Consider the following 24,350-nt stretch of genomic DNA (forward strand, 5'->3'; position numbering starts at 1 on the left):
ATGCCTTGCCCGGTCAGAGGCTCCACTTCTGGGCGTCGGCGCCGTTGCAGGTCCAGAGCTGGATGGGCGCCCCCCTGTCGGTGTTGCTGCCCTTGATGTCCACGCACATGCCGACGACGGTGTTGACCAGGTCGTGCCGCTCGTTCAGGACGAACTTCTGGGCGTCGTTGCCGCTGCAGTAGGCGAGTTGCATGGGGGTGCCGGGGGCGAACACCGCGCCCGCGACGTCCAGGCAAAGGCCGCCGATGCGGACGGTGTTGTCGGAGCCGAACTGCCAGCGCTGTGCCTCCAGGCCCGTGCAGTCCCACATGATCAGATTCTTGCCGTCGCGGAAGTCGGCGTTCGGTACGTCGAGGCAGCGGCCGTTGAGATGGCTGCGGAAGGAGACGGGGCCGCTGAACGTCACGGGGGCGGGGGCCTTCTTCTTGCTGCCGGCCTTCTCCGTGTCGTCCTGCTTCTTCGTCTCCGTCTTCTTCGACTCCGTCTTCTTCGTCTTCTTCTCAGCGGCGTCGGCCTTCGGCGCGGCCGGACTCTCGTTCTTGCCCGCGGCGACCGAGGGAGCGGCGTTCCCCGGCTTCTCGCTCTTCTCGGCCTTCTTCTTGCCGTCGGCCGAGGGGCTGCCGCTGGGCGTCGCCTCGGCGAAGGCGCCCGGCGTGTCCTGCGCGCTCCCGTCCAGGACGGTGCCCGCCGCCGTCGTCTCCTTGCGGTCGTTGTCGTCGTTGTCCCCACCGGCCAGCAGGAACGGCACCGAGACGAGCAGCGCCCCGACGACCGCGGCCCCGGCCAGCACCGCCTTGCCCGGCCGTCCCACGGGCCTGGCCTGCGGCTCCGGCTGACCGATCGCTGTCGCGGTCATGGTCCGCACGAGCGCGGGCAGCCGGCTCTTGGCCGCGGCGGCATCCCCGGAATCGACCTCGGGATCGCCCTCACTCTTGCCCCGGGGCTCAGTCCCTACGTCGGCCCCGGACTCAGCTCCGGCGTCAGTTCCGGCGTCGGCCCCGGACTTGGCCCCGGGCTGAGCCCCGGACTCAGGTGCGGCCTCGGCCCCGGACTCCGTTCCGGCCTCGGCCCCGGACTCGGCCCCGGACTCAGGTGCGGCCTTGGTGCCGGTACCGGTACCGGACTTGGCCCCGGCCCCGGACTTGGCTCCCGCCTCGGGCTCCGCCCCGACTGCGCCGGCGGCCTCGGGGCCCGCTTTCGTCGCTACGGGGCCGGACTCGGCCCCGGTCTCAGCGGCGGCGGGAGTACTGGCGGCCGCGGCCGTCTCGCCGTCGGTGCCGGACGTGCGCGTCACAAGGTCCTCCCAGAGGTGCGGGGCCGGGGATCGGCCAAGTCGGTGGTCCGGGCCGTGGCAGCGGCCTCGGCCGGAGGGCCGGAACGGGCGGCCGGCCCGGCATCCGGCGCGGGGGCGCCCTCGGCGTGCGGCCCGGGTGCCGCAGCGAGGAGGCGGTCCGCCGGGACGAGCAGGGGGGCCGCGGCTCCCGCGTTGGCCAGCAGCGAGGTGCCGGAACCGCTCAGCGCACGGGCCAACTCCCGTGCGGGCAGCGTGCCGTGCCGAAGTGCCGGGGACATGAACGCATGTGCTGTCGAGGTGAACAACAGCACCACGGGCGCGCCGTCCTCACCGGTGGCCGTGAGCGGCCCGCCGTCCGGTGCGCGCACCACGGTGACCTCCGCCTCCGCGAGCGCCGCGACGGCCGTCTCCACCGAGCCGTAGCCGGTGGCGGCCCGCTGTGCCGCCGCGTCCACCGGGTCGGTGGGTTCGGGCCAGCCGAGCACCCGGGCCGAAGGCCGGTACTCGGGGTTGGCCCGGTACTCGGTCACGGCCCCGCCCGCGTCCGACTGCCACTCCCCGAGGACCGCCCACTGCGGTGGCGTCCGCTCCTCGGTCCACTCCGGGTCCACCACCCCGACCCAGTGCCCCGGCGCCTGCCGTGCGGCGGCCCGCACGGCCTCGGGTATGTCGGGGAGGCCGGTGTCGGCGGTGGCGTCGGCCGTATGCCCGCCCTCGTGCCGTTCTCCGGGCCGCATCTGCACCTGAACTCTCGTGTTCCGTCGGGTTCTTCCGTGCCGGACGGCTTGCGCTCACATCGGCACTGATCAGATCAGGGAGCCAACAGGATGCCATACACACCTCTTCGGCAGGGCGCGGAGATTGCTCCGTATCGGGCTCTCACGTGCCCGTTTGCCGCCCGAGTCGCGAACTTTCCAGGAGGTGTGAGACGAGAGCGGACAAAGTGACGGCACAGGTCGGGAGGGACGGGTGGGAAGGGAGCGCTGCCGTCCCCACGACGGGCTAAGTTGGTTACGCCGTCCGCCACTTCGGCGTAGGACGCCATCCGGCCGACGGTCCGGGCCGTAGCCACAGCCGTGGGGGGGAGTTCCCGCGGCCGGCGAGGTCGCAGTACGGACCGCCGCCGTCACCACGCCCCCACGTATGGCCTCGCCACCGAGGAGGAGTACCGCGATGTCCCCCGAGCCCCAGGCCGCAGGCGCGAACACAGAGGCGGCCCCCGTCGCCCGCCCGGAGGAAGCCGGGCCCCCGGCACCGGAGGCGAGGACGCCCGATCCGGCCGCCGCTGAAAGCCGGCACGAAGGCGAGCCCGCACCGGCACCGGCATCAGCACCGGCGCCCACCACCGCGACCACACCGATACCGGACTCCGCGCCGGACTCCGGAAAGACCTCCGGAACGGCCTCCGGAACGGCCTCCAAAACGGGCGAGAAGACCAGCGCGGCGCCCAAGAAGTCCATCGCCGTGGCGGCGGCCATCGGCACGACACCCCCCGGCACCAGGTCCGGCATCGGCACCGCCGGCGGACGCCCCCGCAAGCCGGTCCTGGCGGGAGCCGCCGTCGCGGGCGCCGCCCTGATCGCGATACCGCTGCTGCTGATCGGGAGCGCGGACGACAACGGGCGGGGCGACACGGCGAAGAACGCGGCCGCGGCGGGCTCCGACACCGTCCTGAACCCGGGGTCCGCTCCCTCCGCCCCGGGCGACTACGTGGCGGCGAAGCCCAGCGTGCCCCCGCACAAGGAGAAGCCGAAGAAGAGCGCGCCGCCGAAGGTCACCCTCGCGACACCTCCGGCCGCCGCCCCCGTCCCGCAGAAGACGGCGACGAGCGCGCCGCCCAAGAAGAAGCCCGCCCCCGAGAAGAAGCCCGCCCCCAAGGCGGCCCCGAAACCGGACTGGGGCTCCGCGACCGTCTCCGCGCCCAGTGTCCTGGAGGTCAATCAGGCCTGGACGACCAACCGGATCCGGATGGTCATGCAGGCCGACGGCAACCTCGTCGTCTACAACGAGAAGGGCAAGCCCATCTGGGCGGCCATGACCTTCGGGCCCAACCACCGGGCCATCTTCCAGAGCGACGGCAACCTCGTCATCCACAACGGCGACGACCGCCCCATCTGGGCCTCGAAAAGCCACGGCCACCAGGGCGCGCAGCTGATCCTGCGGGCCGACGCCAAGGTCGTCATCGTGCAGAACGGCAGCGTCATCTGGTCGACCTGACCTGCGTCCGCCCCCTGAGGACCGACGACCGGCAGGACCGGCGCTCAGGGGTGCGTCATCGACACCACGAAGACCATGGGGTGGTCCGGGTTCGAGCGGTTCACCACGACGGTCTGGGTCGGGGACGGGTCCTTGCGGCTGCGCGTCAGGCCGTACCAGGGGCCGGGGCCGGTGAACTCCCAGCCGGCCACGTTCCGGTCGCGGCCGCTGATCGCGAGGTTGTCCTTCTTCAGCTCGGCCGTGTCGCTGTCGATCCTCTTCAGGAACGTCTCCAGGCCACTGTTGCTGGTGAGGAACTGCGCGTACAGGCGGCTGACCTTGTAGTTGTTCGTCTCGTAGTAGGCGACGTCGCGGGAGTACCCCGGGATCGGGATCTCGTAGAGGCGGCGCTGCACCTTGGAGGGCCAGCCGATGGTGAGCCCGGTCGCCGAGTACTTGGCCTCCTTGTCCTTGCCGCTGTTGCGGCTCTGGTTCGCCGAGATCACCAGGTAGCCCGCGGGGATGCCGATGAGCAGCACGATGGTGAGGAGGGTGAGGGCGCGGCGGCGGATGACCCTGCCGCGGTCCGGGGCCTCGGGCGGCTCCTGGTCCGGGGACGAGGGTTGACGGGGCACGGTCGTCATTGCTGGCATTCCTGTCGCTCTGGTCGTTCTGGGGGCCAGAAGGCCGGCCCCTAGGGCGTGCAGGCCCTAGCCCTCGGCGCCGGTGCGGGTACGGACGTACCGGTCGTAGCGCTCGTACCGCTCCACGCGGCGGCGCTTGGCCCGGCGGAAGCGGCGGGCGACCAGGCGGGCGAGGTCCGCGGCGCCGACCATGCCGGCCTCCGGACCGAGCTGGGCGCGGGCGATACGGGCCTCGGGGCGGTAGCCGCGTCCGGTGAGCTGGCGTTTGAAGGCGTCGCGGGCGGGGCCGATGAGCAGGTCGTCGGCGGCGGAGACGCCTCCGCCGATGACGAAGCAGGACGGGTCGAGGGCGGCGGCGAGGTTGGCGATGCCGACGCCGAGCCACTGGCCGATGTCCTGGAGCAGCTCGACGCACATGGCGTCGCCCTCGCGGGCCAGCTCGGTGATGAGGGGGCCGGTGATGTCGGGGATGCTGCCCTGGACCCGGTCGATGATGTTGTACGCGACCGGGGAGTCGGCGGCGGCGAGCTCGCGGGCCTCGCGGACCAGCGCGTTGCCTGAGCTGTACTGCTCCCAGCAGCCGCGGTTGCCGCACGGGCAGCGGTGTCCGCCGGGGACGACCTGCATATGGCCGAACTCGCCGGCGACGCCGAACTTGCCGCGCTTGACCTGCCCGTCCTCCAGGATCGCGCCGCCGATCCCGGTTCCGAGCGTGATCATGACGAGGTGGTCCTCGCCGCGGCCCGCGCCGAACCGCCATTCGGCCCAGGCGGCGGTGTTGGCGTCGTTGTCGACGAGGACCGGGACGGAGAGGCGCCCCGCGAGACGGTCGCGGAGCGGCTCGTTGCGCCAGGACAGGTGCGGGGCGAACAGGACGCGGTTGCGGTCGGCGTCGACCCAGCCGGCCGCGCCGATGCCCACCGCGTGGACGTCGTGCCGGTCGGACAGGTCGAGGACCAGCTCGGTGATGGTGTCCTCGACGACCTTGGGGCTCTTGGACTTGTCCGGGGTCTCGGTGCGCAGCGTCTCCAGGATGACGCCGTCCGCGTCGACGACGCCCGCCATCACCTTCGTGCCGCCGATGTCGATGCCGACGGTGGGGACGCGGGGGGCCGTCAGGTGCGAGCGGCGCTCCCGGGTGCCGACGGTCCGCAGGACGGTGGCCCGGGCGCTGCCCCGGTGGGCGAGGTCACGGTAGGTGCTCATCGGGCGGCTCCGACGGACAGCTGTCGGCGGTGGCGGCTGGGTGCTCGCACGAGTCGTATCGCCCCTAGGTGGTGGTTCGCGGTCCTGGCGGGCCCGGCGCCCGCCGTTGCCCGATTCTGCCTCACCTGCCTCCGGCCGCGCACGGCGGCGGGCCCCCGCCCCACAGGGCCCGGGCCCGGGGCGGGTGGCCGGGCCGGATGACACATACCTGTTCCTCGCCGCTCCGGCGGGTCTAGGCTCCGTGGATGACCTTGGAATGGGAACAGGTAATCGTCCACTCGGCGGATCCGGCGGCCTTGGGACAGTGGTGGGCCGAGGCTCTCGGCTGGGTCGTCGTCCACTCCTCGGACGAGGAGTTCGAGATCCGTCCGGCGCCGGACCGCTTGCCGGGGGTTGACTTCGTACGGCTCGACGAGGCCAAGCAGGCCAAGAGCCGGCTGCACCTCGACTTCCGCCCCGACGACCAGGACGCGGAGGTGGCGCGGTTGGTGGCTCATGGCGCCCGGCGCGTCGACATCGGCCAGGGCGACCAGTCCTGGGTGGTCCTGGCGGACCCCGAGGGTAACGAGTTCTGCGTCCTCAGCGACCGACGTCAGTGACGCCCGGCGCCGGTGATCCCGGCGCCGGTGATCCCGGCGCCGGTGGCCCCCGGGGGCGGTCGTCCCCGGGGGTCGGGGTCAGGGGGTCTTGGGGCCCGGGGTGCTCCCCTTCGTCTGGTTCTGGTCGAGGTGGGCGCCCTTGCCGAGGCCGGTGGGGGCCGGGGCGCGCTCCAGTTCGTGGCGGAGGTCGTCGAGCTCGTTGCCGCCCGCCATCTGGCGTGTCAGTTCGTCCAGGGTGATCTCGTCGCGCGTGTGGCTGCCGAACATGGCACCCCGCTTGAGCAGGACGAACCGGTCGCCGACCAGGTAGGCGTGGTGCGGGTTGTGGGTGATGAGGACCACGCCGAGACCCGCGTCACGGGCCGCCGCCACGTACTTCAGGACGACGCCCGACTGCTTGACGCCGAGCGCGGCCGTCGGCTCGTCGAGGACCAGGACCTTGGCGCCGAAGTAGACGGCGCGGGCGATGGCGACGCACTGGCGCTCGCCGCCGGAGAGCGTACCGACGGGCTGGTCGACGTCGCGCAGGTCGATGCCCATGCGCAGGAGTTCCTCGCGGGTCGTCCGGCGCATGAGGTCGACGTCCATGCGCTTGAAGGGGCCCCTGCCCTTCGTCGGCTCGGAGCCGAGGAAGAAGTTGCGCCACACCGGCATCAGCGGGACGACGGCGAGGTTCTGGTAGACCGTGGCGATGCCGCGGTCCAGGGCCTCGCGCGGGTTGGCCAGCCGCGTCTCCTCGCCGTCGATCGAGAAGGAGCCCGCGTCGTGCCGGTGCAACCCCGCGATGATCTTGATGAGGGTGGACTTGCCGGCGCCGTTGTCGCCGAGGACACAGGAGATCTCGCCCGCGTTCACGACGAGGGAGACGTCCTCCAGCGCCCGGATGTTGCCGTAGTACTTGCTGACGCCGCCGAGCTCGACCAGGGGCGTACGTACGTCGGTGGTGGTCACTTGATCGCCTCCGCGCGCTTGCGGACCCACGCGTTGAGCAGGGTCGCGAGGAGCAGCATCGCCCCCAGGAAGAACTTGAACCAGTCCGAGTTCCACTCGGCGAAGACGATGCCCTTGCTGGTCATGCCGAAGATCAGCGCGCCGATGGCCGCGCCGACCGCCGAGCCGTAGCCGCCGGTGATCAGACAGCCGCCGATGACGGCCGCGACGATGTAGATCAGCTCGTTGCCGACGCCTTCGCCGGACTGCACGACGTCGTACGAGAAGAGCAGGTGCTGGCCCGAGATCCAGGCGCCGAAAGCGACCCCCATGTACAGGCCGATCTTGGTCTTGTTGACCGGGACGCCGACCGCGCGGGCCGCGTCCACGTCACCGCCGACCGCGAAGATCCAGTTCCCGACGCGGGTGCGCAGCAGGATCCAGGTGGCTACCAGGATCAGGGCGAGCCACCAGAGAATCGTGATCTTGAAGTCGACGCCGCCGACGGTGAGCGTGGAGGCGAAGACGGACTTGGCGGAGGAGAAGCCCTCCATGTCGGAGATCGACTTCGTCGAGACGGTGCCGCTGATCAGCTTGGTGAAGCCGAGGTTCATGCCGGTCAGCATCAGGAACGTGCCCAGCGTGATGATGAAGCTGGGCAGTTTGGTGCGGGTCAGCATGACGCCGTTGAAGACGCCGATGGCGAGGGTGACGAGGAGGGAGACCCCGACGCCGACCCAGGTGTTCGCCGTCATCTGGTAGCTGAACATCGACGAGATCAGCGCCGACGACGTCACGAGGACGCCCGCCGACAGGTCGAACTCGCCGCCGATCATCAGCAGCGCCACCGGCACGGCCATGATGCCGAGGGTCGACGCCGCGTAGAGGACGGTCGCGAGGCTCGCCGCCCGCAGGAAGCTGTCCGCGAAGATCGCGAAGAAGATGAAGACGGCGACGGCGCCGACGACCGAGCCCAGCTCGGGGCGGCCCATCAGCTTCTTCCAGGGCGAGGTCCGCAGCACTCTCTCGTCGAGCTGTGACCCGGGGGTCGTGGTCGTCATCGGGTTCCCCGCTTCGCGTATTCCTCGAGCTCGGCGGCCTGGTCCTTGGTGACGATCTGCGGGCCGGTGAGGACCGGCTTGCCGCCGCCGAGGACGTTGGCGTTGTACCGGTAGAGCCAGAGCAGGTCCACGGCCTGGTAGCCCTGGAGGTAGGGCTGCTGGTCGACGGCGAAGCCGAGCGAGCCGTCCTTCAGGCCCTGGGCGACCTTCTCGTTCAGGTCGAAGGTGTCGATCTCCGCCTTGCTGCCCGCGTCCTCCCTCGCCTTCACGGCGGTGGCCGCGAAGGGCGCGCCGAGCGTGACGACCGCGTCGACGGCACTGTCGGACTGGAGCTTCGCCTCGATGGAGGACTGCACGTCGGGCATGTTGGTGCCCTCGACGTACAGGTTCGTCATCGTGCCCTCGAAGGTCTCCTTGGCGCCCTCGCAGCGCTGCTCGTGGCCCACGTTGCCCTGCTCGTGCAGGATGCACAGGGCCTTCTTCTTCCCGCGCTTGTTGAGCTCCTCGCCGACGGCCTCGCCCGCGATCTTCTCGTCCTGGCCGATGTGCGTGAGCGCGCCGAACCGCTTGGACTCGGCGGAGCCCGAGTTCACCGTGACGACCGGGATGCCGGCCTTCTCGGCGCGGGCCAGGGCCGACTTCATCGCGGCCGGCTTGGCGAGCGTGACGATGATGCCGTCGACCTTCTTGTCGATCGCGGCGTCGACGAGCTGCGCCTGCTGGTTGGCCTCGTCGTTGTGCGAGTAGAGGAAGTTGATGTTGTCCTTGACGGCGGCCTGCTTGGCGCCGCTCTGGACGATGTCCCAGAAGGTGTCGCCATCACCCGAGTGGGTGATCATGGCGAAGGTCCAGCGCGGGGTGTTCACCGCGGCCTTGCCCTGAGCGGACTGCGCCTTCCTGGCGTCCTCCGCCCGCTTGCCGCCGGTGCTGCTGCATCCCGCCAGCGTGAGGCCGAGCGCCCCCGCAACGGCGATGCTCACCCAGGTCCGAAACCGTGCCACGAGGCCGTGCCCTTCTTGGTCTGCTGCTTCGTACACCGGAGCCGGCGCGGGGCCGGTCCCGGCGGACCTCTCACCGGTCCTTGAGGACCACTTTGCGGTCCCAAACGCACAAGTATGGGTCACGGGGATCATCCAACGGTTCACCGGGTGCCGCGCGCGGTGTACTTCTCCAGCTGGGGCACGTCCTTCTCGGTGACGAGGGCCGGTCCGGTGAGGACGGGTTCGCCGCCGCCCAGCACGTTGCCGTTGGTCTCGTGGAGCCACAGTTCGTCGACGGAGAGATAGCCCTGGAGGTACGGCTGCTGGTCGACGGCGAAGGTGACCTCGTTCGCCTTCAGCCGCCGGACGACCTCGGCGTTCAGGTCGAAGGTGGCGATCTCCGCCTCGCTGCCCGCACCCTCCTTCGCCTTCACCGCGAGGGCCGCGACCGGGGCGCCGAGCGCGACGATCGCGTCGATGGACCCGTCGGCCTGGAGCTTGGCCTCGATGGAGGACTGGGAGGCGGGGGCGTTGGTGCCGTCGACGTTCAGGTTCTCGACGCTGCCCTCGAAGGTCTTCTTGACGCCGGCGCAGCGCTGCTCCAGGGAGACGTTGCCCTGTTCGTGGATGACGCACAGCGTCTTCTTGCGGCCCTCCTGCGTCAGCCTGGTGCCGACGGCCTCGCCTGCCACGGCCTCCTCCTGGCCGATGTGGCTGAGCGCGCCGTACTTCTGCGAGAACTGGGAGCCCGAGTTGATGGAGACCACCGGGATGCCCGCGGCCTTCGCCTTGCCGAGTACCGCCCGCATGGCCTCCGGCTTGGCGAGCGTGACGACGATCCCGTCCACCTTCTTGTCGATCGCCGCCTGGACGAGCTCGGCCTGCCCCTTGGCCTCCTTGTCGTTCGAGTAGAGGAGGTCGACGTTGTCCTTGGCGGCGGCCTGCTTGGCGCCGCTGCGCACGATGTCCCAGAAGGTGTCGCCCTCACCCGAGTGCGTGACCATCGCGATCTTCAGACGGGGCGTCGAGACCCCCTTGCCGTTCTGCGAGGCGTCCGCCCCGTCCTCGGTCTTCTTGCCGCCCGATCCACTGCAACCGGCGGCGAGGGCGATCACCGCGACGAGGGCAGCGGCCGTACGAGCTGTGCGGGTCGTGCGCATGGTGGAGCCACCTCTCCTCCGGCCGCGCGGTGCGGCTGGGGGAGTTTGTAGCGGGGTCCCGTCGCAGCGTCAATGACTTTGTCAGAACATAAGGACTGCACGGTGTTTGTCAGGACAAAGGATTGACAGCACCTGGGTGGGACGGCACGTTGGGTCCATGCGCATCGGACTCATCGGAACGGGCCGGATCGGGACTTTTCACGCGGGTGTGCTGGAGCGGTACCGGGAGATCGGCTCGCTCGTCGTCACCGACGCCGAGCCCGCGCGGGCCGTCGCGCTCGCCGACCGCATCGGGGCGACCGCGGCGCCGGGCGTCGACGAGCTGTTCGCCTGGGGCGTGGACGCCCTGGTGATCACGGCCGCGACCGCCGCGCACGCCGAGCTGATCGGGCGCGCCGCGCGGGCCGGCCTGCCGGTGTTCTGCGAGAAGCCGATCGCTCTCGACCTGCCCGGGACGCTGGCCGCGCTGCACCAGGTGGAGGCGGCGGGCACCGTCCTCCAGCTCGGTTTCCAGCGGCGCTTCGACGCCGGGTACACGGCGGCGCGGGAAGCCGTGCGGTCGGGGGCGCTCGGGCGGCTGCACACCGTACGGGCGATGACCTGCGACCCGGCGCCGCCGCCTGCCGCGTACCTGCCGCTCTCCGGCGGCCTCTACCGGGACTGCCTCGTCCACGACTTCGACATCCTGCGGTGGGTCACGGGGCGCGAGATCGTCGAGGTGTACGCGGCCGGCTCGGACGCGGGGCCCCCGATGTTCCGGGAGGCGGGGGACGTCGACACCGCGGCCGTCGTCCTCACCCTGGACGACGGAACGCTGGCGACGGCCACGGCGACGCGGTGCAACGGCGCCGGGTACGACGTGCGGATGGAGCTCTCCGGCGAGCGGGACACGGTGGTCGTGGGCCTCGACGACCGGACACCGGTCACCTCGACGGAGCCGGAGGGGCCACCGGCGGCGGCGAAGCCGTGGCCCGGGTTCCTCGAACGGTTCGCGCCCGCCTACGAGGCCGAGCTGAAGGCGTTCGTCGACGTGGTGCGCGGGGCGCGGGCCAACCCGTGCGACGGGCGGGAGGCGCTGGCGGCGCTGCGGGTCGCCGAGGCGTGCGAGGTGTCCCGGGCCGAGCGGAGGATGGTGCGGGTGGCGGAGGTACCCGGGGGCTGACAGGCACGGGACGGCACGCGTCGCCGCCCGGGGCTACCAGCGCACCGGCAACGTGCGGACACCGCGCATCAGCATGCCGGGGAGCCAGGCGTCGGGCTCGGCGGCCAGGGCCAGGTCCGGGCAGCGCTCCAGCAGGGAGCGGATGGCGGTGCGGCCCTCGATGCGGGCCAGCGGGGCGCCGAGGCAGAAGTGGATGCCGTGGCCGAACGCCAGGTGGCCGCGGGCCTCGCGGCGGATGTCGAAGCGGTCCGGCGCCGGGAAGCGGTCCGGGTCGCGGCCCGCCGAGCCGAGGCCGATCAGGACGGGCGCGCCCGCCGGGATCACCGTGCCGTCCATCTCGATGGGTTCCGCGGCGAAGCGGTGCGTGGCGGTCTCCACCGGGCCGTCGTAACGGAGCATCTCCTCCACGGCGCCGTCGAGGAGGCTCATGTCCGCGCGCAGGGCGGCGAGTTGGTCCGGGTGCGAGAGCAGGGCGCGTACCCCGTTGCCGATCAGGTTGACGGTGGTCTCGTGGCCCGCGACGAGCAGGAGGAAGGCCATGGCGCGCAGCTCGGACGGGGAGAGCCGGTCGCCGTCCTCCGCGGTGGTCCTGATGAGGGCGCTCAGCAGGTCGTCGGCCGGGTCCGCGCGGCGCTTGTCCTCGATCAACGCGTCGAGGAACGCCGCCAGTTCGACGTACACGTCCGCGGCCTCGTCGTCGCTGGTCGGCGCGACCACCTGACTCGACATCCGGCGGAAGCGGTCCCGGTCGATGTCGGGGACGCCGAGCAGCTCACAGATGACGACGAGCGGGAGCGGGAAGGCCAGCGCGGCGATCAGGTCGGCGGAGCCCCGCGGCACCATGTCGTCGAGCAGCTCGTCCGTGATCTTCTGGATGCGCTGTTCGAGCCCGGCGACCCGGCGCGCGGTGAACTCCCGGGTGACCAGCGACCGGAGCCTGCCGTGCTCGGGCGGGTCCGCGAAGAGCAGGTGCCGTCCGATGACGTCGTCGTCGAACCCCCAGGGCGGGGACTTGACCAGGCGCGGGTCGGTGAACGCGGCCCGGGCCGCCTCGTGCCCGACGATCAGCCACAGCTCCTCGCGGGGGCCGGGCCCCGGGGTCCGCACGTGGTGCACGGTGCCGCGGCGGCGCAGCGCGTCGTACACGGGGTAGGGGTCGGCGTAGAAGGACCGCGCGCCGTCCTCGAACGCGTCGAGGTCGACGGTCCCGCTCGGCTCTGTCATGCTCGCGTACCCCCCGCTGTCGTCCCGGTCCTCACCGGCGTGCGCCTCTCACCTCGTCCAACTCGGCTCGCTCACGATCCGTTCCCGCCGGGCGCCGCCCGTCTCCAGGAACCGGGCGAGCGGCAGGGTCGCCGCGCCGACCGTGACCGCGTCGGCGCCGAGGCGGCCGAGTTCGACGGTGGTCTGCGCGAAGGGGTGGCGCAGCGCGTACGCGGCGGCGGCGCGGCGCACCGGTTCGATCAGGCGCGGGCCGAGGAGCAGTCCGGCCCAGCCGCCGACGACGATCCGTTCCGGGTTGAAGAGGTTGACCAGGTCGGCGATGCCCGCGCCGAGGAACTCCGCCGTCTCGTCGAGGAGTTGACCGGTGTCGGGGGCGGCCAGGAGTTCGGCGAGCGCGCCCTCCTCGTCCTGGGCGGTCCAGCTGCCGCCCGCCTCCCGCCACCGTTCGAGGAGGGCCTCCGCGCCGACGTACGCCTCGAGGCAGCCGCGCGAGCCGCACCGGCAGAGCCGGCCGCCGACCTGGAGGACGGTGTGGCCCCACTCCCCCGCGCTGCTGGAGGAGCCGCGGTAGGGCACGCCGTCGGCGATGACGCAGGCGCCGACACCGGAGCCGATGAGGGTGATCACCGCGTTGCGGGCGCCGCGGCCGGCCCCGAACCACATCTCGGCGCGGCCGAGGGTCTTGGCCCCGTTGTCGACGAACAGCGGGATCTCCGGCGGGAGTTCGCCGGGGGCGCGCAGCATCGCCTCCAGGGGGACGGCGTCCCAGCCGATGGTCTGGCCGTGCACGACGGCGCCGGCCGCGCCGGAGGCGTCCACGATGCCGGGCACCCCGATCCCGACGCCGATGAGCGACGCGGAGGTCACCTCGGTCCCGGCCAGGACCTCGGTGAGGCCGCCCGCGACGAGCCGTACGATCTCGTGGGCGTCGTAGGTGCCGTCCGGTGCGGCGTCGGGCAACGGGGCGTCCACGCGCGCGAGTTCACGCAGCGACAGGTCGAACAGCTCCACGCGGACCCGGGTCTCGCCCACGTCCACCCCGACGACGTGGCCGCTGCCGGGCGCGACGCGCAGCAGGGTGCGGGGGCGGCCGCCGTCGGAGTCGACGGAGCCGGCCTCCTCCACGAGTCCGTCGGCGACCAGCTCCGCGACGACGTTGCTGATGGAGCCCGAGCTGAGGGCGGTGAGCGGGCCGAGCTCCTGTCTGCTGAGCGGTCCGTCGAAGTAGAGCTTGCTCAATACCGTGGCCCGGTTGTTGCGGCGCAGGTCGCGCACCGTCCGCCGGCGTGGTCCTGCCATCGCTCGCTCCACCCCTCACCCTGACTTCGGCCAACTCTTAGATCACGGTGTGAAATTTACCGTGGCCCGCGGGCGGTCAGCCGTCGAGCAGGCCCGCGTCGTGGACGAGGAGCGCGATCTGGACGCGGTTGTTGAGGTCGAGCTTGGTCATGACGCGGGAGACGTGCGCCTTGATCGTGGCGACGCTGAGGTAGAGGGTCCCGGCGATCTCCGCGTTGGACTTGCCGCGGCCGATCTCGACGGCGACGTCGCGCTCGCGGTCGGCGAGAGAGGCGAGGCGCCGCCGGGCGTCCGCCGCGCGGACGTCGCGCTCGGAGGCCGCGGCGTGGGTCATCAACTGACGGGTCACCGCGGGCGAGAGCGCCGGATCGCCCGCCACGACGCTGCGCACCGCGTCGAGGATCTCGCCCGGGGTGGCGTCCTTGAGCACGAACCCGGCGGCGCCCGCGCGCAGCGCCCGCAGCACCTGCTCGTCCGCGTGGAAGGTGGTGAGGACGACCACCTCGGGGGCGTCCGCCGCGGCCCGCAGCCGCTCGGTGGCGGTGAGCCCGTCCATGTTCGGCATGCGGATGTCCATGAGGACGACGTCGGGGCGGACGGTGCCGGCGACCGCGAGCGCCTCCTCACCGTCGGCCGCCTCGCCGACGATGACGACGTCCTGGGCCCCGCCCAGCATCAGGGTCAGTCCGGAGCGGACCAGCGGGTCGTCGTCGACCAGCAGCAAACGGATCGCGTTCATGGGGTCACCGTAACCAAGCGGGGCCCGGCGGCGGGCCGGCCCGTCATCCGGCCCACGGCAGCCAGGCGCTGACGACGAAGCCGCCGTCGGGTCCCGGCCCGTGGTCGAGGTGGCCGCCCGCGAGCGTGGCCCGTTCGGTCAGCCCGATCAGCCCCTGCCCGGAGCCGGGGACGTGCGGCACCGCGCCGGGCGGCGGCGGGTTGCTGACCGTGACGGTGAGGCCCTTTCCGGGAGCGCCGTCGACCGAGACGGTGACCTCGGCCCCGGGGGCGTGCTTGCGGGCGTTGGTCAGGCCCTCCTGGGCGATGCGGTAGGCGGTGCGGCCCGCGGAGGCGGGGAGCGCCGTGGGGTCGGTGACGTGCTGGTCGAGGTCGACCTTCATGCCGGCCTCGCGGGACTCGGCGATCAGGGTGTCCAGAGCGCCGAGCGTGGGCTGGGGCCGTCCGGACTCCTCGCCGTGGTCGGCGGCGCGCAGCACGCCGATGATCTCGCGCAGGTCCTGGAGCGCCTCGTGCGCGCTCTCCCTGATGACGCCCGCGGCGCGGGCGATCTCCGCCCGGGGCGCGTCCGGCCGGAACTCCAGGGCGCCCGCGTGCACGCTGAGCAGGGTCAGCCGGTGGGCCAGGACGTCGTGCATCTCGCGGGCGATGGCCTCGCGGGCCAGCCGCTGGGCCTGCTCGGCGCGGAGCGCCGCCTCGGTCTCGGCGCGGTGGGCGCGGTCCCGCAGTGACATCAGGAGCTGGCGCCGGGAGCGGACGAACATCCCCCAGCCGACACAGGTCGCCGCGATGACCACGGCGAAGGCGACCGCGACCAGGTACGGCGTGGTCGGGTCCGGGCGGAGCGCGAGGTACCCCGGGACCAGCGCGACGGAGACGCCCGCGACCCAGCCGACGTAGCGGAACGGGCGGTGCACGGCCAGCGTGAAGATGGAGATCATCACCGCGCCGCCCGCGCTGTCGGACAGCAGGCTGACGGGGACCATGGCGACGGCGAGGCCGAGCGGCCAGCGGCGGCGCAGCCAGAGCGCGGCGCAGGACAGGACGCCGACGAGCTGGTCGACGACGGCGAGGTCGTGCGGGATGTTCGGGTTCCGGTCGAGCTGGTCGGCGGCGACCATGCCGATGCCGACGGCGATCAGGAAGCAGCTGAAGTCGACGGCCCAGTCGCGGGCTGTGCGTTTTCGGCGGCCGGGGCGGCCGTCGGGGTCGAGGTCGAGTTCGCCGGCGGCCGTCGACGGCAGCAGTCGGCGGCGCCACCCCGGCGGCGGTTCGACCGTCTGCTCCGGGGTTCTGGTCCCTTCCGTTGCCTCCATGGTCGACAAATCTACGCACCACGAGCGGCCCGCAGCGCCCCGTGCGCCCGGTGCGCGACCAAAGTCGTACGGGCGGATACTTCGGTCGCGCGGGGCCGGCCGGGGCAGCGACTCGTGCCGTACGTGCCTCGCCCCGCGGCCGGTGTGCGAGGGGGGTCCGCGGGGCGAGAGTTCGGGACATGAACAAGAAGCAGTGGCAGCAGTTCCTCGAGGTCGTCGGCGGTCTCGCCTTCCTTCAGGGCGCGGTCGGCCTCGTCCACGAGTTCACCGGGTGGCTGGGCTGGGGACTGATCCGGCACATCGGCCTCCTCGACGGCCGCGAGGTGTACGGCAGTGCGGCGCTGGTCGTGCTCGCGATCGCGCTGTTCGCGGCCGCCGGGAGCCGGCAGGAGAGCTGAGGCCCGGGGCCCGTCGGGGAAGGCCCGGCTCAGCAGTCGTGGTCGACGAGGTCGAACGACGCGTAGTGGTCGGACGTGTAGTAGTCCTCCTGGCTCGCCGCGCCGGTGACGATGCGGCGGGCTCCGCGGTCGGAGGAGCCGGGCGTGATGACCGTGTACTCGTGGTAGTAGCCGGTGGTCCGGGACGGCAGGACGCTCTCGCGGTTCTGGAAGACGGTGCCGTCCTGGTCGTACGGGTACGGGCCGCCCCGCGCGATGAGGTCCAGGGTGTCGTGCGCCTGGGACGGCAGTGCGGAGTAGCAGATGGAGCCGACCGCGGCGGTGGAGAGGGGGGAGGCGGCGGTGACGGGGGCCGGGGCGGCCTGGGCGGCGACCGTGGCGGGGCCGCCGACGAAGAGGGCGGCGGCGAGGGCGGCGACGCTGATGAAGCGTGGGGGAATCTTCATGCTCCTAGCATGACGCGCGTAGACGGGTACACGTCAACCCCAACTACGGCATGTTCTCCGGGAGTTAACTCGCCGCCCTCCCGCCCCCACCCGGTCGCGGCCGGCTCCCGATCTCGGCGTCCGTTTGCCGCCAGCGTCGGTCGCCGTACGCCGCTGTACTCGAAGCCGTACCACCACACCGACCGACGACCTCAGGAGTGTTCATGGACAGCAAGGTGGCTCTGGTGACCGGCGGCAGCCGTGGCGTGGGCGCGGCGACGGCGCTGCGGCTCGCGCAGGACGGTTTCGACGTGGCCGTCACCTACGTACAGGGCAAGGAGGCCGCCGAAGAGGTCGTGCGCCGGATCGAGGCGCTGGGGCGGCGCGGGCTCGCGGTGCGCGCCGACGCGGGCGACGCCGACGAGGCGGCCGGGGCGGTGGCGGTGACCGCGGACCGGCTCGGCCGGCTCGACGTGCTGGTCAACAACGCCGGTGTCGGCGTCCTCGGCCCGCTGGAGAGCCTGAGCCTCTCCGACGTGGACCGGGTCCTCGCCGTGAACGTCCGCGGCGTCTTCCTCGCCTCGCAGGCCGCGGCGCCGGTGATGGGCGAGGGCGGCCGCATCGTCACGATCGGCACCTGCATGGCCAAGTACGTGCCGGGGCCCGGCGGCACGCTCTACGCGATGAGCAAGTCGGCCCTGATCGGCCTGACGAAGGCCCTGGCCAGGGAGCTCGGCGGGCGTGGCATCACGGCGAACATCGTCCACCCGGGTCCGATCGACACGGACATGAACCCGGCGGACGGCCCGTACGCGGCCGGCCAGGCGGAGGGGACGGCGCTCGGCAGGTTCGGCACGGCGGACGAGGTGGCCCGGACGGTGGCCTACCTGGCGGGTCCCGCGGCCACGTACGTCACGGGCGCGGAGCTCGCGGTGGACGGCGGGCACGCCGCGTAGGGCAGGGCGCCGCGGGGCGCACCGGTGCTGTCGGGCCGGTGCGCCCTGGGCCGGTGCGCCCGGGGCCTGGCTAGGCGCCCAGCTCCGCGTGGCGGGCGGCCAGTCGGGCCTCGCCCTGTTCCGTGAGGGAGCCGAACAGGCGCAGCCGCGAGATGCCGCCGTCGGGGTAGATGTCGACGCGGGCGTGGGTGCCGACCGCCGGGGTGTCGAGCACGAAGCGGTGGTTGGTGTCGGGCTGGAGGCGGGTGCGGGGCAGCACCTCGACCCAGTCGCCGTCCCCGTTCTCGGAGACATCCTTGACGGAGACCGAGGCCCAGCCCGCCGAGTTGCCCTTCAGGTACGCCGTGTCGATCTCCAGGGCGCGGATCTGCGCCTGGGCGACGAGCTGGTAGCGGATCCAGTCGTTGCCGTCGTCGCGGCGGCGCCTGGTCTCCCAGCCGTCGTCCATCTTGCGGGAGTAGCCCGGCTGGATGGTGTTGGAGGCGGGCGAGTAGAAGAGGTTCGAGGCGTCCTCGGCGTGGCCGCCGTTGGCGAGGGCGACGACGTCGAACGTGCCGAGCGTGGCGAGCCACTTCGGGTCGGGGACGACCTCGCCGTACACGCGCAGGCGGGCGATGCCGCCGTCGGGGTGCTGGTTGACGCGCAGGTGTGTGAAGCACTGCTCGACGTCGACCTCGAAGCCGTTGGCCGCGTGGCCGCCGACCGCCGTGCGCGGGACGAGCGTGGTCCACTTCACGTCGGGGGCGAGCAGCTCCTCCGGGGTCGGCGCGCCGGTGACCGAGGTCGCCTCGACGGAGACCGCCTGCGGGTAGTTGCCGCGGAAGTGGGCGGTGTCGACGACGATGCCGCGGACGACGCCGGGGGCGCCGAGCCGGACGAGCGCCCAGTCGTGGTCCTCGGCGGTGGGCCACGGGTGGTCGGCGCCGGGGCCGCGGCGACGGCGGGTCTCCCAGCCGTCCATGACCTTGCCCTTGTGGCCGAAGTGCTCCGGGTCGAACTCGGCGCGCCCGGCGACGAGGAGGTTCTCGCGCTGGGCGAAGAACTCGTCGTTGGCGGCGATCACGCCGGCGCCGAGCGTGCGCGCGGCGAGGTCGGCGTACCGGGTGAAGGGGAAGTCCGCGGTGCGGTAGTCGGCGTACGGGTCGCCGCCGCCGTACGGGCTGGCGTCGCCGGTGAAGCGGGGTATCTCAGAGGATGCGGCCACGGTCTTACTTGTTCCTTTCGAGCAGCTTGCCCTGCGGGGCGGTGAACTCGCCGTCGGCGACGATGCGTTCGCCGCGCAGCCAGGTGGACTTGACGACTCCGTGCAGCGTCCTGCCCGCGTACGCGGTGACGCGGTTGCGGTGCTGGAGCGCGGCCGGGTCGACGGTGAAGGTCTCGTCGGGGGCGAGGACCGCGAAGTCGGCGTCGCGGCCGACGGCGATGGCGCCCTTGCGGTCGTCGAGGCCGACCAGCTCCGCGGTGCGCGCCGACATCCAGCGGACGACGTCCTCCAGGGAGTACCCGCGCCGGCGGGCCGCGGTCCAGATGGCGGAGAGGCTGAGCTGGAGGCCGGAGATGCCGCCCCACGCGGTGGCGAAGTCGTCCGTCTTCAGGTCGGCGGTGGACGGCGAGTGGTCGGTGACGACGCAGTCGATGGTGCCGTCGGCGAGGGCCTGCCAGAGCAGGTCCTGGTTGGCGGCCTCGCGGATCGGCGGACAGCACTTGAACTCGCTGGCCCCGTCCGGGACTTCCTCTGCGGTGAGCGTGAGGTAGTGCGGGCACGTCTCGACGGTCAGCTTGACGCCCTCGGCCTTGGCGGCGGCGATCAGCGGCAGCGCGTCGGAGGAGGACAGGTGCAGGATGTGGACGCGGGCGCCGATCCGCCTGGCCGTGTCGATGAGGCCCTTGATCGCGGTGTCCTCGGAGATACGGGGCCGGGTCGCGAGGTAGTCGTCGTACTTGGGGCCGCTGGTGTGCGGGGCGATGTCCAGCTCGTGCGGGTCCTCGGCGTGCACGATGAGCAGGCCGCCGAATCCGGTGATCTCGGCCATGGAGGCGGTGAGCCGGTCGCTGTCCAGGTGCGGGAACTCCTCGACGCCGGACGGCGACAGGAAGCACTTGAAGCCGAAGACGCCGGCGTCGTGCAGCGGGCGCAGGTCCTTGACGTTGTCGGGCAGCGCGCCGCCCCAGAAGCCGACGTCGATGTGCGCCTTGGCGGCGGCGACCTCCTGCTTGGTGCGGAGGTTGTCGACGCTGGTGGTCGGCGGCAGGGAGTTGAGCGGCATGTCGACGAGGGTCGTGATGCCACCGGCCGCGGCGGCGCGGGTGGCGGTCCAGAACCCCTCCCACTCGGTGCGCCCGGGGTCGTTCACGTGGACGTGCGTGTCCACGATGCCGGGCAGCAGGACGTGGTCGCCGAAGTCCTCGGACCGGGCGCCCGCCGGTACCTCCGCGTCGTGGTCGAGCACCGCGACGATCTTCCCGCCGGCGACGGCCACCGACGCGGGCCGCGTACCGTCGGGGGTGATGACGCGGGTCGAGCGCAGCACCAGTTCGACTTCGACGTCCGACACCCTGGACCTCCTCTATTTCAACGTTCTGTTGAAGGAGTCTTCACTCCTCGTTCGCGGTCCGTCAAGGGTCCGCGGTGACCGCCGTACGCCCTGAGCCACCTCTGGATGTTTCCACAAAGTGAAATTATGATTCCGATAGGCAGAATGTAGCTACCGACGAACTTCAGGGTCAAGGGATCACCGCTCGGGAAACCGCCGGTAGGCTGCACCATCGCCTGCTTGCCCTCGAAAGGAACGCGCTGTGCCGACGTCCAACGCCAGCACCTCTGATGCCGCCAAGTCCGCGCCCAGCGGTGGTGTCCAGTCCCTCGAGCGCGCCTTCGACCTTCTCGAGCGGATGGCCGACGCCGGCGGCGAGGTGGGTCTCAGCGAACTCTCCGCGAGCAGCGGTCTGCCCCTGCCCACGATCCACCGCCTGATGCGCACCCTGGTCGCCTGCGGCTACGTACGCCAGCAGCCCAACCGCCGCTACGCGCTCGGCCCGCGCCTGATCCGCCTCGGCGAGTCCTCCGCGCGGCTGCTCGGCACGTGGGCCCGGCCCTACCTGGCCCGGCTCGTCGAGGAGACCGGCGAGACGGCGAACATGGCACTGCTCGACGGGGACGAGATCGTCTACGTCGCCCAGGTGCCCTCCAAGCACTCGATGCGGATGTTCACCGAGGTCGGGCGCCGGGTGCTGCCGCACTCCACCGGCGTCGGCAAGGCGCTCCTCGCACACGCGCCGGCCGGTGAGGTGCGGTCGCTGCTCGCACGGACCGGGATGCCGGCGGCGACGGAGAAGACGATCACCACGGCCGACGGTTTCCTCGACGCGCTGGAGGAGGTGCGCCGCCTCGGGTACGCCGTCGACGACAACGAGCAGGAGATCGGCGTGCGCTGCCTCGCCGTACCGGTGCCGAACTCGCCCACGGCGGCGGCAATCTCCATCTCGGGCCCCGCGGGGCGCGTCACGGAGGCGGCCACCGACAAGATCGTGCCGGTGCTCCAGCAGGTGGCCCGTGAGCTGTCGGAGGCGCTGGCCAGTTCGGGCGCCGCGTCCTGAGACCCGCCGTGGGCGGTGCCGCCGCCGAACCGGCCGGGCCGGGGCGCCTTCTCAGCCCCGGGAGGCCGGGCCCCCGAACAGCTCGATCGCGCCCCGCACCTGGGTGAGCGACGCCGACAGGGCACTCATCGAGCCGATCGCGCCCGCGACCAGCAGCAGTGACCGGCGCAGCCTCGGCGCCTCCGGGCTGCCGGCGCGCACCATCGCGTCGAGGGCCGCCAGTTCCTCCTCGGCGATACCCCGGTCCGGGAACTCCGCCGGATGGGCGGCGAGCTCCCTGCGCAGCCGGGACACGGCTGCGCACAGCTCCGCCACCCGGGGATCCTCGTCGCCGCCCGTCACCAGACTCTGCCTCTGCCTCTGCTCCACGCTCCGCAACACAGGTCTCCCCCTCGCACGCCGTTGTGCGCCTGCCGTACGCCTTCGGTGCAGACCCGCGCCGGGCGCTGGTCGGGTGCCCAACTCGGGTTCGTGGGCGCCTAGTTAACGCCACGACCCCCCTTTCGCGCCAGTCCGTCGCGTCAGGCAACCGCATGCACTCGGGCACCGCCCTGGCCCATGCGGTATGCAGGGGTCATGACGACCGGAGAAACGGACGAGGTGGCCGGAGTACTGCTGGCCGCGGGGGGCGGGCGACGGCTCGGGGGGCGCCCCAAGGCCCTGCTGACGCACCGCGGGCGCCCGCTCGTGGAGCACGCGGTGCGGATGTTGCGCGAGGGGGGATGCGGGCCGCTGCACGTGGTACTCGGGGCGGCGGCCGGTGACGTACGGGCACGGGCCCGGCTGGAGGGGTGCGTGATCGTGGAGAACCCGGCGTGGGAGGACGGGATGGGCTCGTCGCTGCGTGCGGGCCTGGACTCGCTCTCGGCCACCGGCGCCTCGGCCGCCCTCGTCCTGCTCGTCGACCAGCCGGGGATCGGCGCGGCCGCGGTGGCCCGGGTCCGGGCCGCGTACCGCTCGCCCGCGTCCCTGGCGGCGGCCGCGTACGACGGGGAGCGCGGGCACCCGGTGCTCTTCGGCCGCGCGCACTGGGCGGGGGTCGCGGCGAGCGCGGCCGGGGACCGCGGGGCCCGCGACTACCTCAGGAAGCACGCGGCGGCCGTGGAGCTGGTCGAGTGCGGGGACGTCGCCGAGGCGTTCGACATCGACACGGCGGCGGACCTCCGCCACCTTGAGTGAAAGGGGTGGCACTGAGCGCCACGTTCTGTCGACTCAGAGAATCTCGACATCAACAAACGATTGAACTTCCACAATGAGGAAACTAGTATCCACTGATCAGAAGGGCCGGTCCCCCGCAGAGGGGCCAGCAGTCGTACCCGGACGCGCCCGGCACTGCGTGCCGACGCCCGCGCCCGCTCGCTGAAGGAAGTGACAGCCTCATGTCCGCACCAGCGCCGTCCCCGCTGGCCATCGTCGACGCCGCGCCCCTGCCCCGGCAGGACGAGGTGCTCACCGATGCGGCCCTCGCCTTCGTGGCCGAGCTGCACCGGCTGTTCACGCCCCGGCGTGACGAGCTCCTCGCCCGCCGCGCCGAGCGCCGCGCCGAGATCGCCCGCACCTCCACGCTCGACTTCCGTCCGGAGACCGCCGCGATCCGCGCGGACGACTCCTGGAAGGTCGCCCCCGCTCCCGCCGCGCTGAACGACCGCCGCGTCGAGATCACCGGCCCCACCGACCGCAAGATGACGATCAACGCGCTGAACTCGGGCGCGAAGGTCTGGCTCGCCGACTTCGAGGACGCGTCGGCGCCGACCTGGGAGAACGTCATCGGCGGCCAGCTGAACCTGACCGCCGCCTACCACCGTTCCCTCGACTTCACCGACGAGCGCACCGGCAAGTCGTACGCGCTCAAGGACGCCGACGAGCTCGCCACCGTCGTCATGCGCCCGCGCGGCTGGCACCTGAGCGAGCGCCACCTCGTGGACGGGGACGGCACGCCCGTGCCCGGCGCGCTCGTCGACTTCGGCCTCTACTTCTTCCACAACGCCAAGCGCCTCATCGAGCTCGGCAAGGGCCCGTACTTCTACCTGCCGAAGACCGAGTCGTACCTGGAGGCCCGCCTCTGGAACGACATCTTCGTCTTCGCCCAGGAGTACGTCGGCATCCCGCAGGGCACCGTCCGCGCCACGGTCCTCATCGAGACCATCACGGCCGCGTACGAGATGGAGGAGATCCTCTACGAGCTGCGCGACCACGCCAGCGGCCTCAACGCCGGGCGCTGGGACTACCTCTTCTCCATCGTCAAGAACTTCCGTGACGGCGGCCAGAAGTTCGTCCTGCCGGACCGCAACCTCGTGACGATGACCGCCCCCTTCATGCGGGCGTACACCGAACTCCTCGTCCGCACCTGCCACAAGCGCGGCGCGCACGCCATCGGCGGCATGGCGGCCTTCATCCCGTCCCGCAAGGACGCGGAGGTCAACAAGGTCGCGTTCGAGAAGGTCCGCGCCGACAAGGACCGCGAGGCCGGCGACGGTTTCGACGGCTCGTGGGTCGCGCACCCCGACCTCGTGCCGATCGCCATGGCGTCCTTCGACGCGGTCCTCGGCGAGAAGCCGAACCAGAAGGAGCGGCTGCGCGAGGACGTGTCCGTCGCCGCCGGTGACCTCATCGCCATCGACTCGCTCGACGCGAAGCCTACGTACGACGGTCTCGTCAACGCCGTCCAGGTCGGCATCCGGTACATCGAGGCGTGGCTGCGCGGCCTCGGCGCCGTCGCCATCTTCAACCTCATGGAGGACGCCGCCACCGCCGAGATCTCGCGTTCGCAGATCTGGCAGTGGATCAACGCCGGTGTCGTCTTCGAGCGCGACGGCGAGACGGTGACCGCCACCGCCGACCTGGCCCGCGAGGTCGCCGCCGGTGAGCTGGCGAACATCAAGGCCGAGATCGGCGAGGAGGCCTTCGCGGCCGGCAAGTGGCAGGAGGCGCACGATCTGCTGCTCCAGGTCTCCCTGGACGCGGACTACGCCGACTTCCTGACGCTGCCCGCGTACGAGCGGCTCGGCTGACCGGTCCGCACCGAGACCCCCGGCACCGCACAGCGCCGGGGGTCTCGGCGTGCGTCGCCGGGTGCGGGCATCGTCGTGGCTGGTCGCGCACTTCCCCGCGCCCCTGGAGCACGCAGTGCGCCTTTCAGGGGCGCGGGGAACTGCGCGAGAAGCT

General features: G+C 72.2%; 24 protein-coding genes. 8 read left to right on the top strand and 16 right to left on the bottom strand.

The genetic code is table 11. From position 1 onward, the window contains the following. Nucleotides 1-13: 13 nt before the first annotated feature. A complete protein-coding gene (locus ACZ45E_RS03960) occupies nucleotides 14-1,294 on the bottom strand; it encodes a ricin-type beta-trefoil lectin domain protein (protein ID WP_468216193.1) in 1,281 nt (426 codons plus the stop codon). Further along, nucleotides 1,291-2,031, bottom strand: a complete 741-nt coding sequence (locus ACZ45E_RS03965; RefSeq protein ID WP_468216196.1) for a type VII secretion system-associated protein — start codon at nucleotides 2,029-2,031, stop codon at nucleotides 1,291-1,293. The genes ACZ45E_RS03960 and ACZ45E_RS03965 overlap by 4 nt, the downstream gene beginning before the upstream one ends. 436 nt (nucleotides 2,032-2,467) lie before the next feature. Here ACZ45E_RS03965 and ACZ45E_RS03970 point away from each other — a divergent pair, with 436 nt between their 5' ends. Further along, on the top strand, nucleotides 2,468-3,511 hold the full coding sequence (locus tag ACZ45E_RS03970) for a mannose-binding protein (RefSeq protein ID WP_468216199.1): 1,044 nt from the start codon (nucleotides 2,468-2,470) through the stop codon (nucleotides 3,509-3,511). Between the two features lie 44 nt (nucleotides 3,512-3,555). Here the strand turns inward: ACZ45E_RS03970 and ACZ45E_RS03975 are convergent, their stop codons facing one another. Next, nucleotides 3,556-4,134, bottom strand: a complete 579-nt coding sequence (locus ACZ45E_RS03975; protein ID WP_468216201.1) for a sugar kinase — start codon at nucleotides 4,132-4,134, stop codon at nucleotides 3,556-3,558. Between the two features lie 66 nt (nucleotides 4,135-4,200). Continuing rightward, nucleotides 4,201-5,340 carry an ROK family glucokinase gene (locus tag ACZ45E_RS03980; protein ID WP_468216204.1) on the bottom strand — a complete coding sequence of 380 codons (1,140 nt, stop codon included), beginning with the start codon at nucleotides 5,338-5,340 and terminating at the stop codon, nucleotides 4,201-4,203. Between the two features lie 245 nt (nucleotides 5,341-5,585). Here ACZ45E_RS03980 and ACZ45E_RS03985 point away from each other — a divergent pair, with 245 nt between their 5' ends. Further along, on the top strand, nucleotides 5,586-5,939 hold the full coding sequence (locus tag ACZ45E_RS03985) for a VOC family protein (RefSeq protein WP_468216207.1): 354 nt from the start codon (nucleotides 5,586-5,588) through the stop codon (nucleotides 5,937-5,939). A 78-nt stretch (nucleotides 5,940-6,017) separates the two neighbouring features. Here the strand turns inward: ACZ45E_RS03985 and ACZ45E_RS03990 are convergent, their stop codons facing one another. The 4 genes from ACZ45E_RS03990 to ACZ45E_RS04005 all read right to left on the bottom strand — a co-directional run bounded on the left by ACZ45E_RS03990 (nucleotide 6,018) and on the right by ACZ45E_RS04005 (nucleotide 10,070). Then, entirely contained in the window at nucleotides 6,018-6,920 is a 903-nt protein-coding gene (locus tag ACZ45E_RS03990; protein ID WP_468216209.1) for an ATP-binding cassette domain-containing protein, read from the bottom strand. Then, the gene (locus ACZ45E_RS03995) at nucleotides 6,887-7,930 is read right to left on the bottom strand and encodes an ABC transporter permease (protein ID WP_468216211.1); all 1,044 of its coding nucleotides are present in this window, start codon (nucleotides 7,928-7,930) and stop codon (nucleotides 6,887-6,889) included. Before ACZ45E_RS03995 ends, ACZ45E_RS03990 begins: the two co-directional genes overlap by 34 nt. After that, entirely contained in the window at nucleotides 7,927-8,931 is a 1,005-nt protein-coding gene (locus tag ACZ45E_RS04000; RefSeq protein ID WP_468216214.1) for a sugar ABC transporter substrate-binding protein, read from the bottom strand. Before ACZ45E_RS04000 ends, ACZ45E_RS03995 begins: the two co-directional genes overlap by 4 nt. Nucleotides 8,932-9,071: 140 nt before the next feature. Further along, nucleotides 9,072-10,070, bottom strand: coding sequence for a sugar ABC transporter substrate-binding protein (locus ACZ45E_RS04005; protein WP_468216216.1), 999 nt, complete (start codon nucleotides 10,068-10,070; stop codon nucleotides 9,072-9,074). Between the two features lie 157 nt (nucleotides 10,071-10,227). Between ACZ45E_RS04005 and ACZ45E_RS04010 the strand changes: the two genes are divergently transcribed. Then, complete coding sequence (locus ACZ45E_RS04010; RefSeq protein WP_468216219.1) at nucleotides 10,228-11,232, top strand: Gfo/Idh/MocA family protein; 1,005 nt, start codon at nucleotides 10,228-10,230, stop codon at nucleotides 11,230-11,232. A 33-nt stretch (nucleotides 11,233-11,265) separates the two neighbouring features. Here the strand turns inward: ACZ45E_RS04010 and ACZ45E_RS04015 are convergent, their stop codons facing one another. The 4 genes from ACZ45E_RS04015 to ACZ45E_RS04030 all read right to left on the bottom strand — a co-directional run bounded on the left by ACZ45E_RS04015 (nucleotide 11,266) and on the right by ACZ45E_RS04030 (nucleotide 15,809). Further along, nucleotides 11,266-12,456 carry a cytochrome P450 family protein gene (locus ACZ45E_RS04015; RefSeq protein WP_468216221.1) on the bottom strand — a complete coding sequence of 397 codons (1,191 nt, stop codon included), beginning with the start codon at nucleotides 12,454-12,456 and terminating at the stop codon, nucleotides 11,266-11,268. A gap of 48 nt (nucleotides 12,457-12,504) precedes the next feature. Then, nucleotides 12,505-13,755: an ROK family protein gene (locus ACZ45E_RS04020; protein ID WP_468216224.1), complete on the bottom strand. Its 1,251-nt coding sequence runs from the start codon at nucleotides 13,753-13,755 to the stop codon at nucleotides 12,505-12,507. Between the two features lie 76 nt (nucleotides 13,756-13,831). After that, nucleotides 13,832-14,494: a response regulator gene (locus tag ACZ45E_RS04025; RefSeq protein WP_468216227.1), complete on the bottom strand. Its 663-nt coding sequence runs from the start codon at nucleotides 14,492-14,494 to the stop codon at nucleotides 13,832-13,834. Between the two features lie 43 nt (nucleotides 14,495-14,537). After that, nucleotides 14,538-15,809: a sensor histidine kinase gene (locus tag ACZ45E_RS04030; protein ID WP_468216229.1), complete on the bottom strand. Its 1,272-nt coding sequence runs from the start codon at nucleotides 15,807-15,809 to the stop codon at nucleotides 14,538-14,540. Between the two features lie 179 nt (nucleotides 15,810-15,988). On the opposite strand from ACZ45E_RS04030, the gene ACZ45E_RS04035 reads away from it, so the two are divergent. Then, a complete protein-coding gene (locus ACZ45E_RS04035; protein ID WP_468216231.1) occupies nucleotides 15,989-16,207 on the top strand; it encodes a hypothetical protein in 219 nt (72 codons plus the stop codon). Nucleotides 16,208-16,236: 29 nt separating this feature from the next. Here the strand turns inward: ACZ45E_RS04035 and ACZ45E_RS04040 are convergent, their stop codons facing one another. Continuing rightward, nucleotides 16,237-16,653 carry a ribonuclease gene (locus ACZ45E_RS04040; RefSeq protein WP_468216232.1) on the bottom strand — a complete coding sequence of 139 codons (417 nt, stop codon included), beginning with the start codon at nucleotides 16,651-16,653 and terminating at the stop codon, nucleotides 16,237-16,239. Nucleotides 16,654-16,856: 203 nt separating this feature from the next. On the opposite strand from ACZ45E_RS04040, the gene ACZ45E_RS04045 reads away from it, so the two are divergent. Beyond that, a complete protein-coding gene (locus ACZ45E_RS04045; protein WP_468216234.1) occupies nucleotides 16,857-17,588 on the top strand; it encodes an SDR family oxidoreductase in 732 nt (243 codons plus the stop codon). 70 nt (nucleotides 17,589-17,658) lie between these two features. Here the strand turns inward: ACZ45E_RS04045 and alc are convergent, their stop codons facing one another. Both alc and allB read right to left on the bottom strand, forming a co-directional pair. Beyond that, nucleotides 17,659-18,792 (bottom strand): allantoicase, encoded by a 1,134-nt coding sequence (alc, locus tag ACZ45E_RS04050; RefSeq protein ID WP_468216236.1) that lies wholly within the window; start codon nucleotides 18,790-18,792, stop codon nucleotides 17,659-17,661. A 4-nt stretch (nucleotides 18,793-18,796) separates the two neighbouring features. Further along, nucleotides 18,797-20,143 carry an allantoinase AllB gene (gene allB, locus ACZ45E_RS04055; RefSeq protein WP_468216238.1) on the bottom strand — a complete coding sequence of 449 codons (1,347 nt, stop codon included), beginning with the start codon at nucleotides 20,141-20,143 and terminating at the stop codon, nucleotides 18,797-18,799. A gap of 241 nt (nucleotides 20,144-20,384) precedes the next feature. Here allB and ACZ45E_RS04060 point away from each other — a divergent pair, with 241 nt between their 5' ends. Further along, complete coding sequence (locus tag ACZ45E_RS04060; protein ID WP_468216241.1) at nucleotides 20,385-21,185, top strand: IclR family transcriptional regulator; 801 nt, start codon at nucleotides 20,385-20,387, stop codon at nucleotides 21,183-21,185. Between the two features lie 51 nt (nucleotides 21,186-21,236). Here ACZ45E_RS04060 and ACZ45E_RS04065 read toward each other — a convergent pair whose 3' ends face one another. Beyond that, nucleotides 21,237-21,566: a DUF5955 family protein gene (locus tag ACZ45E_RS04065; protein WP_468216243.1), complete on the bottom strand. Its 330-nt coding sequence runs from the start codon at nucleotides 21,564-21,566 to the stop codon at nucleotides 21,237-21,239. Nucleotides 21,567-21,761: 195 nt separating this feature from the next. Here ACZ45E_RS04065 and ACZ45E_RS04070 point away from each other — a divergent pair, with 195 nt between their 5' ends. Together ACZ45E_RS04070 and aceB are read left to right on the top strand one after the other, a co-directional pair. Further along, nucleotides 21,762-22,364 carry a nucleotidyltransferase family protein gene (locus ACZ45E_RS04070; RefSeq protein WP_468216246.1) on the top strand — a complete coding sequence of 201 codons (603 nt, stop codon included), beginning with the start codon at nucleotides 21,762-21,764 and terminating at the stop codon, nucleotides 22,362-22,364. Nucleotides 22,365-22,564: 200 nt separating this feature from the next. Then, nucleotides 22,565-24,196, top strand: coding sequence for a malate synthase A (aceB, locus tag ACZ45E_RS04075; protein WP_468216248.1), 1,632 nt, complete (start codon nucleotides 22,565-22,567; stop codon nucleotides 24,194-24,196). Nucleotides 24,197-24,350: the final 154 nt, after the last annotated feature.

It is taken from the genome of Streptomyces sp. NPDC030991 (assembly GCF_055571235.1).